A 16,125-nucleotide genomic window follows, 5' to 3' on the forward strand; every position below is an offset into this window, starting at 1 on the left:
CCTCACGCGTGGGGCACCACCGCCACCGGGCAGTCCGCGTGGTGCAGCATTCCGTGGGCCACCGAGCCGATGCGGGCCCCGACGGCCGTGCGGTGGGCCCGGCGGCCGACCACCATCAGCTGGGCCGTCCCGGCCACCGACAGCAGCACCTGGCTCGCGCTGCCCATCTCCACGTGCTCCTCGACCGGCACGCCGGGGAAGCGCTCCCGCCACGGCCGGACCGCGGCGGCCAGGCTCTTCCTCTCGTACGGCTCCAGTCCCCCGGCCTCGTCGAGGAGTTTCAGCGAGCCCGGGCTGTAGGCGAAGACGGGCGGCAGGTTCCAGGCGCGCACGACCCGCACGGTCGCCCCGCGCGCGGCAGCCGTCTCGAAGGCGAAGCGCAGCGCGTCGGCGCTGTCCTCCGGGTCGCCCTGCTGACCCACGACGACCTCCCGCCCTGCGGCCTCGGACGAGGCCTGGTCGCCGGCCCGGACGAGCACCACGGGCCGGCTGGTCGCGGCGATCACCTGCTGGCCGACCGAGCCGAGCAGGAACCCGACGATGCGGCCGTGCCCGCGCGAGCCGAGGACCAGCATCTCGGCGTCCGCCGCGGCGGCGACAAGGGTGTCGGCCACCGGCCCCTCGACGACATCGGTGGTCACCGCGAGGCCCGGATGCCGTTCGTTGACGGTCCCGACGGCCTCGGTCACCGCGCCGTGCACCCACTCGGCCTGACTGTCCGCGTCGCCGGCGATCCCCGCCTCGATCCCCTCCTGGGAGTGGACCCGCCAGGCGTGCACCACCCGGAGCGCCAGCCCCCGCCGCACCGCCTCCCTCGCCGCCCACGCCAGGGCGGCGAGGCTCTCCTGCGATCCGTCGACCCCTGCGGTGATCGGGCGTGTCATCCGGCTGTCTCCCCTCGTCGAAATCACTACGTGCTCATGATCAGTCTTCACTACACTGCCCGCATGTCACTGGAGTGGGAGCAGGTAATGGTGGACTCGGCCGACCCCGAGTCCCTGGGCCGCTGGTGGGCCGAGGCTCTGGGCTGGGTGGTGGTGAACGACGAACCCGACGAGTTCGAGATCCGGCCCGCCCCGGACCGGATGCCCGGACTGCTCTTCACTTCGGTGCCGGAGCGTAAGACGATCAAGAACCGTCTCCACCTCGATTTCCGCCCCGACGACCAGAAGGCCGAGGTGGCGCGGCTGCTGGCGCTCGGTGCGCGGCACGCCGACATCGGGCAGGGCGAGCAGCCGTGGGTGACGCTCGCCGACCCGGAGGGCAACGAGTTCTGCGTGCTGGGGGCCTTCCACAGCTGATCCCCGTATCCGGGCGCCGCATGGCGATCGAACATACGATGGGCGGAGGTCGGCGCGGTGCTCCGGGGCGCCGTGCCGTGAGTCGGCCGCCCGGTGTGGGGGACGTATGGCACAGGCCGCCGATACGGCGCGGACCGTCATCATGACCGTGGACGACGACCCGGGTGTCTCCCGGGCCGTGGCCCGGGATCTGAGGCGGCGGTACGGCGCGTCGTACCGGATCGTGCGGGCGGAGTCCGGCGCCTTGGCGCTGGACGCGCTGCGGGAGCTGAAGCTGCGCGGCGACCTCGTGGCGGTGATCCTCGCCGACTACCGGATGCCGCAGATGAACGGCATCGAGTTCCTCGAACAGGCCCTGGACGTCTATCCGGGCGCGCCGCGCGTGCTGCTGACCGCGTACGCGGACACCAACGCCGCGATCGACGCGATCAACGTCGTCGACCTCGACCACTACCTCCTCAAGCCGTGGGACCCGCCCGAGGAGAAGCTGTACCCGGTCCTCGACGATCTGCTCCAGGCCTGGCGGACCAGTGACTTCCGGCCCGTGCCCAGCACCAAGGTCGTGGGGCACCGGTGGTCGTCGCGCTCCTCGGACGTGCGGGAGTTCCTGGCCCGCAACCAGGTGCCGTACCGCTGGTACTCCGCCGACGAGCCGGAGGGGCGGCGGCTGCTGGCCGCGGCCGGCGAGGACGGGATGCGGCTGCCGGTGGTGATCACGCCGGACGGGACCCCGCTGGTCGAGCCGGAGGCCGTGGACCTCGCCGCCCGGGTCGGTCTGGCGACGACCCCGACGGCCGACTTCTACGACCTGGTCGTCATCGGCGGCGGACCGGCCGGACTCGGCGCGGCGGTCTACGGTGCCTCCGAGGGGCTGCGGACCGTGCTGGTGGAGCGGTCGGCGACCGGCGGGCAGGCGGGGCAGAGCTCGCGCATCGAGAACTACCTGGGCTTCCCCGACGGCGTGTCGGGGGCGCAGCTCACCGACCGGGCCCGGCGGCAGGCGTCGAAGTTCGGCGCCGAGATCCTCACCGCGCGCGAGGTGACGGCCCTGGAGGTCAACGGCGCCGCGCGGATCGTGCGGTTCTCCGACGGCTCGGCGGTCGCCGCGCACAGCGTGATCCTGGCGACCGGCGTGTCCTACCGGCAGCTGGCGGCGCCCGGCTGCGACGACCTGACCGGCTGCGGCCTGTACTACGGGTCCGCCCTGACGGAGGCCCCGTCCTGCCAGGACCAGGACGTGTTCATCGTCGGCGGCGCCAACTCCGCCGGGCAGGCGGCCATGTACCTGTCCCGGAGCGCCAAGTCGGTGACCCTGCTGGTGCGCGGCGAGTCGCTGTCGGCGTCGATGTCGCACTACCTGATCCAGCAGATCGAGGAGTCCCCCAACATCAAGGTCCGGTCCCGTACGGTCGTCGAGGCCGCGCACGGCGACGGCCACCTGGAGCGGCTGACCCTGCGGGACGTGGACAGCGGGCAGACCGAAGAGGCGTGAGCCGTGGGCGGGCAGGGATGGGGTGATCCGGCTCTTGTGGGTGCCGAGGTTCCGGTGTTTCCACAGGTCGCGGACCGCAGCCTTGCCGGTGAAGCCGAGGGAGGCCCAGTGGGCGGTGACGGCCGCGGGCCGGTCGGCGAGGTTGAACAGGGCGACGGTGTAACCGCCGTCGGGGTTCTTCGCGGCCCACACCTGCTGCGGGTCGGACGGGGTGACGGGGCGTGCGGGCGGGGTGGCGCCCTGGTTGACGGCGATGACCTCGCGGGGCGTCTGCGTCTACCAGCGTGTCATCGGTTCCGGGTTCGCGTATCTCACCGTCGGCGAGCACCTGGTGTCCGGACCGCGCACGGCCGCCGAGTTCGTCGCGTACTGCCTGCGTACGGACGGGCCCCGGCGCAGGCAGTACGACCCGGCGTTCACCCACGCCGGACTGGCCCATGTGCACGACGGCCCCTCCGGTGACGTCTACTGGACGGCACTGTGGGCCAGGCCCTTCACCCCGGACGGGCTGGCCGGCACGACGGCGGCCGTCATCGACCTCACCAACCGGGAGCGCACCCGGCACGGGCTCCCGCCCCTGTCCGCCGACCCGCCGCTCACCACGGCCGCCCAGGCGCACAGCGCGGACAGGGTGGCCCGCGGCTTCTACGCGCACACCGCACCGGACGGCAGCCGGCCCTGGGGCCGGGCCGCCGCGGGTTCCACCCGGCGTTCCATCGGCGAGAACCTCGCCTGCGGCCAGCGCTCCCCCGCCGACGTCGTGGAGGGCTGGATGAACAGCCCCGGCCACCGGGCCACCATCCTCAAACCCGGCTTCACCCACATCGGCGTCGGGTTCGCCGGCGGCGGGCGGGCCGGCATGTACTGGACGCAGCTCTTCGGCGGTTGACGGCCGGCCGCTTCACGACCGGGCCTCCTGCGCGATCCTGGCGGAGGGAATCGCTCCGGGCGAGGATGCCGGTATGAAGGGTGACCTGTTTTCCAATGAGCACATGGTGCAGCCGGCCGTGGCGCCGGGCATGGCGGTCGAGAACGCCAAGTGCATCCGGTACACGGTGAGCGGCGAGATGCTCGCCCGGCAGGGCGCGATGATCTCCTACCGCGGCAACCTCCAGTTCGAGCGCAAGGGTCAGGGCGTGGGCGGCATGCTCAAGCGCGCCGTCACCGGTGAGGGGCTGCCGCTGATGGCGGTGCGTGGGCAGGGTGAGGCCTGGTTCGCGCACGAGGCGCAGAACTGTTTCGTCGTCGATGTCGAGCCCGGCGACGAGTTCACGGTCAACGGCCGCAACGTCCTGTGTTTCGACGCCACGTTGTCGTATCGCATCGCGACCGTGAAGGGCGCGGGCATGACCGGCGGCGGTCTCTTCAACAGCGTCTTCACGGGGCACGGCAAGCTGGGATTGGTGTGCGAGGGCAATCCACTCGTCATCCCGGTCTCGCCGCACTACCCGGTGTACGCCGACACCGACGCGATCGTCGGCTGGACCGCGGGGCTGCAGACCTCCCTGCACCGTTCCCAGTCCATCGGGTCGATGCTGCGCGGCGGCTCCGGCGAGGCGGTGCAACTGCTGCTCCAGGGCGAGGGGTACGTCGTCGTCCGGCCGAGCGAGGCGACACCGCACAAAGCCGGCCAGCACTGAACACCCATCAGGTGATCTGCGCCTCACAGGCAACCCGGTCCGCCCCGCCGACGTCTTGATCGGCAACAGGTGCTGCCCCGGCCCTTGCGGCCGGGGCAGGTTTTCACCCCTCTATGCACACCATGTATACGCGCCATGTAGAGATGGGGTGCATACGGACCGAAAGGCATCGATGTACGGCAAGGCATTCGCCCCGGAGTACCAGGGCGCGCTCACCACTCTGTCCGTCAACTCCTCCCTGACCGACGTCCTGGCCGCCGGTACCGAGCAGTTGAGAGCGGCCGAGCGCGCCGGACAGCCCGGGGAGGCGGCGCGTTCCGGACTCGCGGTGGCCGAGGCGCACCGCCGGCTGGGCCGGGTCGAGGACGCGGACCGGGCCTGGAAGGCGAGCTACCGCGCGGCCCGGCAGGCCGGGGACGTCGGGGCGATGGCCTGGGCGCTGTGGAGCGGCGGCACCCTGGCCCGGCAGCGCGGTGCGCTCCGGCTGGCCCGCAGGCTGCTCCAGCTGGCCGCCGACCTCGGCGAACGCGGCGGGGACATCGTCGTGCGCGGCTACTCGCTGGCCGGCCTGGCCGAGACCGGCCGCATCCAGGGCGACTACGAGGCCGTCGGCCGGCTGCACGAACAGTTGCTCGCCGAGGCCCGGCGGCGCGGGGAGGCGCGGCACACGGTGTGGGCGCTGGAGGGCATCGCCCAGATGCACCGCAACACCGGGCGCTACGACACGGCGTACGCGCTGTTCGAGGAGGCCGCCGAGATCTCCGCCCGGGCCGACGACCGGCGCGGCCACGCCTGGGCGCTGCGCGGGCTGGCCGACGTGGTGTCGGTGCGCGACGGGGACCCCGAGCGGGCCCTGGAGCTGCTGAGCGAGGCGGAGACGGCGTGCCGCGCGATGCGGCTGTCCAGCGCGCTGGCCTACAACCACAAGATGCGCGGCAACGTCCTGTACCGGGCGGGGCGTTACGCCGAGGCACAGGAGCTGTACGAGCAGGCGCTCGCGGAGTTCCGTGAGATGAGCGAGCCGCGCGGAGAGGCCCTGTCGCGCCTGGGACTCGCCAAGTCCCTGGCCCGCCTGGGCCGCGACCGGGCCCTGACGGCGGCCGAACTGGCCGACCTCGCCGTCCTGCTGGAGCGCATCGGCCTCCAGCACGCCCGCCGGATGGTGGCCCGGGCCCACGAGGAACTCGGCATACCGGCCGCCGAGCAGGCGGCGACGGAGGCGGCACGGTGACGGCGCCGCCCACGACGATGGAGACGGCACGACGGGTCGCCACGACGGCATCGCCCCCGGCGGCCGACCGGGCACAGCGGCAGGACGCGGCGCACGAGGCTCCGGCCACGGCACGGCCCACGCGGCAGGACTCGGCCAACGAGGCTTCCGCTGCGGCACGGCCGACGCCGCAGGGCACGGCGCACGAGGCACTCCGTACGGCACGGCCGGGTGAGCCCCGCTCTCTCGCAGCCGGCGCTCTCACGGCCGGCGTCGACGACGTCCCCCAGGTCCTCGAGCGCTGCCGCGCCCTGGTCAGGCCCGCCCTGGAAGAGGCCGTCGGGCGGTTGCACCCCTGGGTCGGGGAGATGGCCGCCTACTCCTTCGGCTGGTGCGAGGTCGGCGGCGCGCCGGCCGTCGCCTCCGGCGGCAAGGGCGTGCGGCAGGCGCTCGCGGTGCTCGGGGCCGAGGCGGCCGGTGCGCCGGAGCGGGCCGGGGTGGCAGCGGCCGTCGCGGTGGAGCTGGTGCACACCTTCTCCCTGCTGCATGACGACATCATGGACGGCGACGGGGACCGGCGAGGTCGCCCGACCGTGTGGAAGGCCTACGGCACGGGGCCCGCGGTGCTCGCGGGCGACGCCCTGTTCGCCCTGGCCGTCGAGACGCTGGCCGCGGAGCCGGGTGGCGCGGGAGCCGTGCGGACCCTGTCCGTGGCGCTGGGCGACCTGGTGCGCGGGCAGGCGGACGACCTGCTGTTCGCCGACCGCCCGTGGACCGGACCGGAACGGGTGCGGCCCGACGAGTACCGGGCGATGGCGGAGCACAAGACGGGCGCGTTGCTGGGCTGCGCGGCCGCCCTGGGCGCCGTGCTCGGAGGTGCCGGCCCCGAGAGGGTCGCCGCGCTCGACCGGGCGGGCCGGCATCTCGGGGTCGCGTTCCAGATCGTCGACGACGTGCTGGGTATCTGGGGGGATCCCCGCGTGACCGGCAAGCCGGTCCACGGCGATCTGCGTGAGGGGAAGAAGACGTTCCCCGTGCTGCTGGCACTCGGTTCCCCGATGGGCGGCCGGATCGCAGGCCTCCTGGAGTCGGGTGACGCGCCGGAGACGGCGGCGACCCTGATCGAGGAGGCGGGCGGCCGCTCGGCGGCCCTGGCGGAGGCCCGGCGGCACCTCACCGCCGTCGAGACGGCCCTCGCCGACGTGCCGTCGACCGCCCGGGCCGCCGGCACACTGCGTTCGCTGCTGGGCTACCTGGTGCGGCGCGACGTCTGAGCGACCCCAGCGGGTGCCCGACGCCGACGCCGTCGCCCCCACACCGCGTTGACCCGGGCCCCCTGTGCACGTCAGGGTTCGACACGGCGCGTTTCACGACCCCGCGCCGGAAGGATGGCTGCCATGATCGGCATCTCGGAGATCGAAGCCGCGGCGGAGCAGATCGCCGGGCACGTCGTGCGTACCCCGACGGTGGACAGCCCGGGGCTGTCGGCGTTGCTCGGCGCTCCGGTCACCGCGAAGCTCGAACTGCTGCAGCGCACCGGTTCGTTCAAGTCGCGGGGGGCCACGGCGAAGCTGCTGTCGCTGAGCGAGGCGGAACGGGCCGCGGGCGTGGTGGCGGTCAGCGGCGGCAACCACGGGATCGCCCTCTCGGTCATGGCCGCGGCTCTCGATGTGAAGGCCACGGTGGTGATGCCGCGCTCGGCGCCCGGACGTGCCGTGGAGATCGCGGAGGCGGCCGGCGCGTCGGTGCGGCTGACCGATGACATGGACGGCGCGTTCGCGCTCATGACGCGGCTCCAGCAGGAGGGGCTGACCCTGGTCCATCCCTTCGACGACCCGGTGGTGATCGCCGGACAGGGCACGGTCGGGCTGGAGTTCGCCGCCGACGCCGGTGAGCTCACGGACGTCCTCGTGAGCATCGGGGGCGGCGGCCTGATCGCCGGCGTCGCCGCCGCGCTACGTGCCCGCCGGCCCGGGGTGCGGGTGTGGGGCGTGGAGACCGAGGGCGCGCAGGCCATGTCCGAGGCGCTGGCGGCGGGTGGTCCGCTGCCGGTCGCCCTGTCGTCGATCGTCTCCACCCTCAGCGCGCCGTCCGTGTCGCAGCTGACGTACGACCATGTCTCCGCCCTGGTCACCGAGGTTCTCGTGGTTCCGGACCGGGAGGCCGTGCAGGGTTCGCTGGATCTGGCCGACCACGCCAAGGTGTGGGCCGAACCGGCGGCCGGCTGCCTGCTGCCCGCCGCCCGGCAGGTGCTGGAGCGGATCGGCGACGGGGCCCGGCTCGGCCTGGTGGTGTGCGGGGGCAACGCGACGACGGGCGATCTGTTCGCCTGGTCGCGTCGCTTCGGTCTGCGCTGACGTTCCGGTGGCTCCCGGGGAATCCCTGGCGAAATTCATCGGAGGGCTCCGAGTTCGGACGTTGTACACGTCCGCATTTACCAACGGTTACCCCAAGGCCAGGCGGGAATTTGCGAATCCGCGGGCGGCGGCGGGCGAATTCTCCGCGCCCGCCGCGGCCCCGGCGACCGAGGTGAACCGCGCGAGGCGACGAAAGGCCGCTTTTGCTCGCACAGTTGCTCCCATCAGTTGCTCCCATCTCTTGAACAAAAGACAGGAATGAACACGGAGTTGCGATCCATTTGAACGCAGGGTGCCTCATCCCCCGTACCTCTGGAAAAGGTCAGAGCCAGGTTTCCAGCGAGGGATGGCCATGGGCAGGGCGCACGTCTCCACACACCAGTTGGTCGCCGGCCGGTACCGGCTGCTAGAGATCATCCAGCGCGAGACCAACCGCATCTGCTGGTATGCCGAGGACACCGGGGCCGGTGAGATCTCCCGCCCGTGCCTCGTGACCCAGGTCGGGCTTTTGGAGGACCCGGGCGGGGCCGAGCGCCGGGCCTCCGCCCGCCTGCTGCGCACCACCGAGAACATGGCACTGCTGTGCCCGGGCCGGATCGCCACGGTCGTCGACGCCGTCGAGGAGGCCGGTGCCCTGTGGACCGTGAACGAGTGGATCGACGGCACCCCGCTGGGCGAACTCCTCTCGGAACAAGGCACGTTCAACTACGTGCGGGCGGCGCGGATCGGCCTGGAGCTGCTCGACGTGCTGGACGCCGCGCACGCCGCGGGCATCACGCACGGCGAGCTCAGTCCCGGTCAGGTGTTCGTGCGCGAGGACCACTCGGTCGTCGTCACCGGCTTCGGCCTGGCCGGTGCGACCCTCGCGCCCCGGCTCACGGCACCCGCGTACGCCTCCCCGGAGCAGGCCCGCGACCAGCGCATCGGCCCCGCGGCCGACCTGTGGGCGCTGGGCTCGATCCTGTACACGATGGTCGAGGGGCGCCCGCCGTTCCGGGACCGGGGACGCCCGGAGAACACCCTGAAGGGCGTAGACCGGCTGCCGCTGCGCACGCCGGTGCGCGCCGGGCCGCTCACCCAGGTCGTGCAGGGGCTGCTCCGCAAGGACTCACGCGAGCGGCTGACCCGCCAGGTGGTGCGTGAGGCGCTGACCCGGGCACTGAGCGAGGATCCCGAGGCGACCCTGGCCGCGGCACCGGTCCCGCGGCTGCGCGGCGCCTACGCCGCGATGCGCCCGGGGAGCCCGGGGTGGAGCAGACGGACCATGGTGGCGGGAACGGCCCTGGCCGTCGTCACCGTCGCGGTCGCCGTGCTCGCCGCGACCCAGGGGCTGCCCGGCACGGACAGCGGCAGCGACGCGGCCGAATCACCGGTACGGCCGCCGGCCTCCGCCGCCACGCCGGGCGAGGGCACGGGCGGCGACAGCGCCGATCCGTCCGGGCCGCCCAGCCGGCCCGAGTCCCCCTCCCCCTCCCCCACGCCGTCGTCCCCGTCCCCGACTCCCACGCCCACACCGTCCGCCCCGGCCACGACCCTGCCACCCGGCTTCCAGCGCTATCGCGCGGCGGAGGGCTTCTCGGTCGCGCTGCCCGAGGGCTGGAAGCGGCTGGACACCGACCGCGACGGCGAGGCGTACCGGGTCGTCTTCGGCGCCCAGGGGGACGAGCGCACGCTGGCCGTCACCTTCAGCGATCAGGCCGGCCCGGACCCCGTGGCCGTGTGGCGGGACGACGTCGAACCCAACCTCGAACAGGCGGACGACTACGACCGGATCGGCGCCATCCGCGCGACGACGTACCAGGGCCGCAAAGCCGCCGACATGGAATGGACCGCCGACGTCGACGGCACCCGGGTGCATACCCTCGGCCGCGGCTTCCTGCTGGGTGAGGGCCGCAGCTTCTCGCTGCGCTGGACGACCCCGGACGCCGACTGGGAGGACGCCGCCAACCAGGAGGCGCTGCACACGTTCTTCAAGACCTTCCGGCCGGGCTCGGTCTGAGCAAGACCTTCGGGGCCGGACCGAGCAAGACCTCCCGGCAGAGGCCAGACCGAGCAAGGCCTTTAGGCCCGGCTCAGACTGAGCGGCGCGGGGCGCGCAGGGTGGTGAGCCGGCCGCCGTGCAGCGGCTGGGTGCGCCAGTGCGCGGTGAGCGTCCGGTCCGCGAGGGAGCAGGTCAGCGCCAGGCGGTGCGGGGTCTCCAGGAACACCACCTCCACCGCGAGCGTGCAGGCATCGGTCCAGCCGCCGCTCACCGCGGTCGGGACGGGTTCCTCGGCGACCGTCCAGCCCTCCCCCGCAACACACAGGGCGAGCCGGTCCGGGTGGTCCGGACGGTCCCCGTCTCCGGTGAGGATGAGCGTCCAGCCGTCCGCGTCCCGGGTGAGCCCGGCCGCCCGGACCGGCCCGGTCCCTGCGGAGGGCGTGAACACGGCGGCCGCCCAGTCCTGCTCCCGCTCCGGGGCCGCGGGACGGCCCGGGGCGGGCGGCAGCGCGAGCCGGGCGAGGCGCTCCCGCAGCTCCGTGTCGGCGGCCTCGCGGCCGGTCAGCGGCTCGGGGCCGAAAGCGGGCAAGAGGTGCTCCCACACCAGATTGAGGTACTCCTGCATCCGCTCGGTTGCCGAGGTCGCCGCGATCACCACGTCGTGCTCCGGCAGCACCAGACAGAACTGGCCGTAGGCGCCGTCCCCCCGGTAGCCGTGCCGGGACGTCCAGAACTGATAGCCGTAGCCCCGGTCCCAGTCCTGCCGGTCCACGTCCCCCATGGCCCCCGCGGTCGGTATGTGGGTCAGCGAGGCCCGGGCCGCCCATCCCTGAGGCAGCAGACGCCTGCCCTCCCACAGCCCGTCGCGCAGATACAGCCCGCCCAGCCGGGCGACGGCGTCGGTGGTGGCGTGCAGGCCGCTGAAGCCGAGCTCGCGGCCGGCGCGGTCACGGCGCCAGGCCACCTCTCCGATGCCCAGCGGATCCAGCAGCCGGGGCCGCAGGTAGTCGCTGAGCGACTGCCCGGTGACCCGCTGGACGATCGCGGCGAGCGTGTAGGTGGCGGGCTGGTTGTAGGCGAAGACCGTGCCCGGGTCCTCGTCGGGCGGCAGCCGCAGGAACCCCCGTACGGGCTCGGCGGGGTCCCGCCCGAAGGCCTCGTCGACGGTGTCCCGCCGGTGGCCGCTCGCCATGGACGCCACATGCCGGACGAGCATGGCCCGGCTACGCGGGTCGGTGATGGCGGCCTCGAACTCGGGGAAGTACGAGATCACCGGCGCGTCGAAGTCGAGCAGTCCCTCGGCCTCGGCCAGGGCCGCCGCGGTCCCGGTGAAGCTCTTGCTGAGCGAGTACAGCAGGTGGAGGCGGTCGGGGGTGTAGGGCGCCCACCAGCCGGAGGCCACCAGGTGCCCGTGCCGCATGATCATCAGGCTGTGCGGCTCGATCTCGGGGGCGGCTTCGAGGGCGTCGAGGAAGGCGTGGACGCCGGAGGCGTCGACACCCTGGGCGGCCGGACCGGAAGTCGGCAGGGGGAAAGCACTCATGGATGCATCCTGCACCCGTCGGCGACCTTGATCGAGCCGTTTCCGGGCCCGCTGTCAGGGGACTCGCTGGTCATGGTGCAAATCGGATACACGATGATGACCGAGCAGGCCGGCCCCCGAGAGCTCGTCGACCACGTGGTGCGGGCCGAGGAGGCGGGCTTCGACTTCTCGGTGACCTCCGACCACTACTTCCCGTGGCTGCGCTCGCAGGGTCATTCGCCGTACGCCTGGGCCGTGCTCGGCGCGGCCGCCCAGGCCACGTCACGCATCCCGCTGATGACGTACGTGACGTGCCCGACGTTCCGCTACCACCCGGCGGTGGTGGCGCAGAAGGCGGCGACGCTGCAGCTGCTGTCCGAGGGCCGGTTCCGGCTGGGGCTGGGTTCGGGCGAGAACCTCAACGAGCACGTGGTGGGCGGCGGCTGGCCGTCCGTCGATGTGCGGCACGAGATGTTCGAGGAGGCCGTGGAGATCATCCGCGCGCTCTTCGAGGGCGGCCACGTCAACCACCGCGGCACGCACTTCGACGTGGAGTCGGCCCGGTTGTGGGACCTGCCGGACGAGGCGCCGCCCATCGGCATCGCCGTCTCCGGGGAGCGGTCGTGCGAACTCGCGGGCCGGCTCGGCGACCTGGTGATCGCCACGGAGCCCAAGGCCGGGCTGCTGGAGGCCTTCGACCGCCACGGCGGCCGGGGCAAGCCCCGCATCGGCCAGCTGCCGGTCTGCTACGACCCCGACCGGGACGCGGCCGTCGAGCGGGCGCATTCCCAGTTCCGCTGGTTCGGCAGCGGCTGGAAGGTCAACTCGGAGCTGCCGCATCCCGACTCCTTCGACGCGGCCACCCAGTTCGTCACCCAGGACGACGTCGCCGACGCGATCCCGTGCGGTGACGACCCGGACGCGTTCGTCGAGGCCGTCCGCCCGTACGCCGAGGCCGGGTTCACCGAGATCGCCCTCGTCCAGATCGGCGGCGAGTCGCAGCCGGCGTACCTGGACTGGTCGGAGAAGACCCTGCTGCCCGCGCTGCGCGACGCGTTCGGCTGACGTCCACGGCCGGCGCCTCCACGGCCCGCTCGACCAGATGAGCCCTCCGTTCCGGGGGGCTCATCCTCGCGGCAGGCGGCACAGGCGGGGGCACCGTCGTACGACGCGTAGCCGCCGCACTCCGCACGGCGGCGTAGCGACATGTCCGCTCCCTGCCGCACCATGCCCGGCCTCCTCCCGCACCCGCGTCCGCCCGGGACAACGGTTTTCGGACGGGCCGCGCGGGCGGTGAACGGCGAGGTCAGCGGGTGCCGCTAGGCTTCCGTGCGCACCTCGCGCAGTCCGATCTGCCCCGCCTCAGGAGAGTCGTCCGTGACCGTTGCCATCACCCCGCCCGAGACCCCCGTCGCCCCGGCGCCCCTGTCCGACCTGGTCGCGCGGGACGCGCGGGAGTTCGGGGCGTACGCCCGGACCGGAGGGTGGGCCTTCGGGCTGAAGGTGGCGCGCAGTGTGCGGCCCGGCGGTCAGGGCGCGGACGAGACGCCGAAGGTGTCCGCGAAGGAGTTCGCCGAACTCGCCGGCTGCTCCCCGGAGCGGGTCATGCGCTACTACAAGGCGTGGGACCGGGCGGCGGACGACGGCATGGTTCCGCACTTCGAGGCGCTGACGCCGGGTCAGGAGGTGGACCTGCCGGACGCCGACGTGTGGCTGAGCTACTACGTCTCCCGCAACAGCGCCACGTCCGAGCGCGGCACCGCCATCTCCGAGGCCGCCGAGGCGGAGGGTATCCGGCCCACCAAGGCCCTTGAGGTGGCGGAGAACCCCACCGCGCTGCGCGCCGCGATCCTCGCCGACCCCTCCACCGCGCGTGCCGCCCGCCAGGCCCTGCTGGACCGGGTGCGCGAGGACCCGGACCTGCAGTCGGAGCTGGCCCGTGACGTGGTGCGCACCGACGAGCTGAAGAAGGCCGTCGCCGGGGAGAGCAGGGCGGCCGACCGGATCGGCTACGTGCGCCAGATCGCCGAGTCGGGGCAGATCAAGACGCCCGCCGGGCAGACCGTCGACGCCCCCGCCGACCTGCGCCAGGAGGCCGAGCGGCACCTGTCGCTCATCGACGAGCTCGACGAGGGCGAGGACGCCGGCGAGTGGGCCGCCGAGGCGTACGACACGATGAAGTCCCTCGTCGTCGAGGTCGTGGAGACGGACCCGGGGCTGCGGGTGCAGGAGCGGCGCACGAAGTTCTACAGCAGCCTCCAAAGGGCGACAAAGGTGTTCGAGGAGCTGACCTTCGACGACGCCGGGGAGTTCTACGAGGACGACATGGTGCAGCGTCTGGAGGATCTGCAGCGGGCCGTCGCGGTGTGCATCGAGTCGCTGCGCGGCGCTCGCGGGAATCCCCCGGTCGGCTGAGCATTCCGGCGAAATCGGGGGTACTAGAGGGCTCTACGTCGGTTCTTCCCGGAGGCCCCCTCGTGAACTCGTTCGTCCACAAGACCCTGGTGGTGCAGCTCCAGGCGGGCGACACGGACCGTTTCTCCGTGCTCGCCCACCTGAGCTACGACGCCGCGGACCCGTTCGCCGTCACCGTGGTCTTCAGCCATGACGGCCGCGTTCTCGCCCGGTGGCAGCTGGACCGGGAGATGCTCGGTGACGCGCTGCGGCGTCCGGTCGGGGTGGGCGACGTGCGGATACGCCCTCAGGCGCGGGGGATGTGGCAGGAGCTGCGCCTGGAGTTCCTCGGCGACGCCCGCGCCGACGGCGGCCGCCACCACGCCGTGGTGTTCGCCTGGGCGCCGGGGTTCGCGGCGTTCCTGCGCGAGACCTACGAGGTGGTGCGGCCGGGCTGCGAGGAGGTCCATGTCGACGACTTCCTGGCGGGCGTGCTGGCCGGGGGCTGAACCGCGGCCGGTCTGAGTAGGCGTACTCATGCCGAGGGCCCGCCCCCGACTGGACGATGGGCTGCCTCGAGAGGAGCCCGCCATGTCCGCTGTGTCCGACGTACGTCCGGGTCCCCGGCCGTTGCTGCCCGCCGCCCTCGCCTGGGGTGTGCTCGCGGTGCTGGCCCTGTCCGGGTGGAACCCGCACGACCGCATGACCTGGTTCCTGGAGGTCGTGTGGGTCGTCGTGGGTCTGCCGCTGCTGGTGCTGACCCGGCGGCGCTTCCCGCTCACCGGTCTGTTGTGCTGCCTGCTGGCCGCCCACGCCGTGGTGCTGATGGTGGGCGGCCACTACACCTACGCCGAGGTGCCGCTCGGCGACCGGGTCCGGGACGTCTTCGGTCTGGATCGCAATCCCTATGACCGGTTCGGCCATCTGATGCAGGGCTTCGTACCGGCCGTGCTGGTGCGCGAGCTGCTGGTGCGCACCTCGCCGCTGCGCGGCAGCCGCTGGCTCGCTCCGCTGACCGTGTGCGCGTGTCTGGCCTTCAGTGCCGTCTTCGAGATGCTCGAGTGGGCGGCCGCCGTGGCCGGAGGGCACGCCGCCGACGCCTTCCTGGCCACCCAGGGCGACGTGTGGGACACGCAGTGGGACATGTTCTGCGCGCTGATCGGGGCCACCGCCTCGTTGCTGCTGCTCAGCCGGGTGCACGACCGGCAGCTGGCGGCGATGCCGTCACTTCGAGGTATAGCGGTGCCGGGTCCACAGCGGCAGGACGACCCAGCACAGCAGGTACCAGCCGACCACACCGGCGACCAGGTAGGCCACGAAGCCGTCGTGCGTGGCCACGCGCAGGATGAGCAGCAGTGAGGCGGTGGTCGTGGCGAGCAGCAGCGCGAGGCCGAGCAGGGTGAACCGGGAGGCCAGCTGGACCGCCTGGGGTTTGACGCGCCGCCCGGCGACGAGGCGGTGCAGGGCCACCGGCCCGATGAGCGCCCCGGTCGCGCAGGCACCGAGGACGACCGTCACGAGATAGATCGTCTGGTCGGTGCCGGAGAGGTCGTCGTACTTCTCGGTGAACACCACCGTGAGGAGGAAGCCGAAGAGGATCTGGACACCCATCTGCGCCACGCGGACCTCCTGGATGAGCTCCTGCCACATCCGGTCCGCTCTCTCCTCCTCCGTCTCGTTGCGCCCCCGGCGCAAGGCCCCGCCCTCTGCCGCGTCCGCCACTGTTCCTCCCGGTGTCAGACCTGAGCCCTCCGGTTTCCCGGGTTCCCCGGAACGAGTCGTCGTCCCGCGGGCCCCCGGAAGCGGTTTGAGCGATCAGGGGACGGTTACACGGACGGCGCGAATGACGCAGAACCGAGGAGGTCGTGGACTCATGTCCGGAACGCAGCTCACCGTGACGCTCAGCGGCGGAGGCGCCGACGACGCGCGAGCGGTCGTCCGGGCCCTGGAAGGCACGTTCGGGTCGCCCGACGAGCGTCCCGCCGACGAGAACGCGACGGTCCACACGGCGACCTTCGACGGGGAGACGGACGCGGGTCCCGAAGGCGGCGACGGAGCGGGTTCCGGGCGGCTGTCCGCACCGGTGACCGTCACCGTGCAGGGCAGCCCGGAGGCCGTGCGGCGGGCGAGCGACACGCTCACCCGCGCCTTCACGGCACGCGACGACGGCGCCGCCTCCGGCGACCAGGAGCAGGAGAGGCAGCTGCTCCTGGAGCCGTGAGAGGCGG

The 16,125-nt window shown here is 73.0% G+C and carries 13 protein-coding genes and 4 pseudogenes; 13 read left to right on the forward strand and 4 right to left on the reverse strand.

Annotation, left to right across the window (positions count from 1 at the left end):
* Positions 1-2: 2 nt before the first annotated feature.
* The gene (locus tag HDC93_RS28890; RefSeq protein ID WP_185013790.1) at positions 3-884 is read right to left on the reverse strand and encodes a universal stress protein; all 882 of its coding nucleotides are present in this window, start codon (positions 882-884) and stop codon (positions 3-5) included.
* A gap of 63 nt (positions 885-947) precedes the next feature.
* Between HDC93_RS28890 and HDC93_RS28895 the strand changes: the two genes are divergently transcribed.
* Together HDC93_RS28895 and HDC93_RS28900 are read left to right on the forward strand one after the other, a co-directional pair.
* Complete coding sequence (locus HDC93_RS28895) at positions 948-1,301, forward strand: VOC family protein (protein WP_185013791.1); 354 nt, start codon at positions 948-950, stop codon at positions 1,299-1,301.
* Positions 1,302-1,407: 106 nt separating this feature from the next.
* A pseudogene (locus HDC93_RS28900) lies at positions 1,408-2,787 on the forward strand (FAD-dependent oxidoreductase); the annotation flags it as partial.
* On the opposite strand, the pseudogene HDC93_RS28905 reads toward HDC93_RS28900, so the two are convergent.
* A pseudogene (locus HDC93_RS28905) lies at positions 2,782-3,063 on the reverse strand (carbohydrate-binding protein); the annotation flags it as partial. The pseudogenes HDC93_RS28900 and HDC93_RS28905 sit on opposite strands and share 6 nt — an antisense overlap.
* Here HDC93_RS28905 and HDC93_RS28910 point away from each other — a divergent pair.
* From HDC93_RS28910 to HDC93_RS28935, 6 genes and pseudogenes are all read left to right on the forward strand, one after another.
* Positions 3,059-3,682 (forward strand): annotated as a pseudogene (locus tag HDC93_RS28910) (CAP domain-containing protein); the annotation flags it as partial. The pseudogenes HDC93_RS28905 and HDC93_RS28910 overlap by 5 nt on opposite strands.
* A gap of 73 nt (positions 3,683-3,755) precedes the next feature.
* Positions 3,756-4,433: an AIM24 family protein gene (locus HDC93_RS28915; protein ID WP_185013792.1), complete on the forward strand. Its 678-nt coding sequence runs from the start codon at positions 3,756-3,758 to the stop codon at positions 4,431-4,433.
* Between the two features lie 172 nt (positions 4,434-4,605).
* The gene (locus HDC93_RS28920) at positions 4,606-5,664 is read left to right on the forward strand and encodes a tetratricopeptide repeat protein (RefSeq protein WP_185013793.1); all 1,059 of its coding nucleotides are present in this window, start codon (positions 4,606-4,608) and stop codon (positions 5,662-5,664) included.
* Entirely contained in the window at positions 5,661-6,917 is a 1,257-nt protein-coding gene (locus tag HDC93_RS28925; protein WP_311774641.1) for a polyprenyl synthetase family protein, read from the forward strand. Before HDC93_RS28920 ends, HDC93_RS28925 begins: the two co-directional genes overlap by 4 nt.
* A 123-nt stretch (positions 6,918-7,040) precedes the next feature.
* On the forward strand, positions 7,041-8,000 hold the full coding sequence (locus HDC93_RS28930; RefSeq protein WP_185013794.1) for a threonine/serine dehydratase: 960 nt from the start codon (positions 7,041-7,043) through the stop codon (positions 7,998-8,000).
* Positions 8,001-8,352: 352 nt separating this feature from the next.
* Positions 8,353-9,999 carry a serine/threonine-protein kinase gene (locus HDC93_RS28935; RefSeq protein ID WP_185013795.1) on the forward strand — a complete coding sequence of 549 codons (1,647 nt, stop codon included), beginning with the start codon at positions 8,353-8,355 and terminating at the stop codon, positions 9,997-9,999.
* Between the two features lie 73 nt (positions 10,000-10,072).
* Here the strand turns inward: HDC93_RS28935 and HDC93_RS28940 are convergent, their stop codons facing one another.
* A complete protein-coding gene (locus HDC93_RS28940; RefSeq protein WP_185013796.1) occupies positions 10,073-11,524 on the reverse strand; it encodes a serine hydrolase in 1,452 nt (483 codons plus the stop codon).
* 72 nt (positions 11,525-11,596) lie between these two features.
* Here HDC93_RS28940 and HDC93_RS28945 point away from each other — a divergent pair, with 72 nt between their 5' ends.
* The 4 genes and pseudogenes from HDC93_RS28945 to HDC93_RS28960 form a co-directional block, all read left to right on the forward strand.
* Positions 11,597-12,568 carry an LLM class F420-dependent oxidoreductase gene (locus HDC93_RS28945; protein ID WP_185013797.1) on the forward strand — a complete coding sequence of 324 codons (972 nt, stop codon included), beginning with the start codon at positions 11,597-11,599 and terminating at the stop codon, positions 12,566-12,568.
* Positions 12,569-12,880: 312 nt separating this feature from the next.
* Positions 12,881-13,918, forward strand: coding sequence for a hypothetical protein (locus tag HDC93_RS28950; RefSeq protein WP_185013798.1), 1,038 nt, complete (start codon positions 12,881-12,883; stop codon positions 13,916-13,918).
* Positions 13,919-13,980: 62 nt separating this feature from the next.
* Complete coding sequence (locus tag HDC93_RS28955; RefSeq protein ID WP_185013799.1) at positions 13,981-14,406, forward strand: SsgA family sporulation/cell division regulator; 426 nt, start codon at positions 13,981-13,983, stop codon at positions 14,404-14,406.
* 82 nt (positions 14,407-14,488) lie between these two features.
* Positions 14,489-15,201 (forward strand): annotated as a pseudogene (locus HDC93_RS28960) (DUF2238 domain-containing protein); the annotation flags it as partial.
* Here the strand turns inward: HDC93_RS28960 and HDC93_RS37885 are convergent.
* On the reverse strand, positions 15,122-15,619 hold the full coding sequence (locus tag HDC93_RS37885) for a DUF6328 family protein (RefSeq protein ID WP_311774642.1): 498 nt from the start codon (positions 15,617-15,619) through the stop codon (positions 15,122-15,124). The pseudogene HDC93_RS28960 and the gene HDC93_RS37885 sit on opposite strands and share 80 nt — an antisense overlap.
* 151 nt (positions 15,620-15,770) lie before the next feature.
* Here HDC93_RS37885 and HDC93_RS28965 point away from each other — a divergent pair, with 151 nt between their 5' ends.
* A complete protein-coding gene (locus HDC93_RS28965; RefSeq protein ID WP_185013801.1) occupies positions 15,771-16,118 on the forward strand; it encodes a hypothetical protein in 348 nt (115 codons plus the stop codon).
* The last annotated feature ends 7 nt before the right edge of the window (positions 16,119-16,125 follow it).

This window comes from Streptomyces sp. AK010, from assembly GCF_014207295.1.
Taxonomy (GTDB): Bacteria; Actinomycetota; Actinomycetes; order Streptomycetales; family Streptomycetaceae; genus Streptomyces; species Streptomyces massasporeus.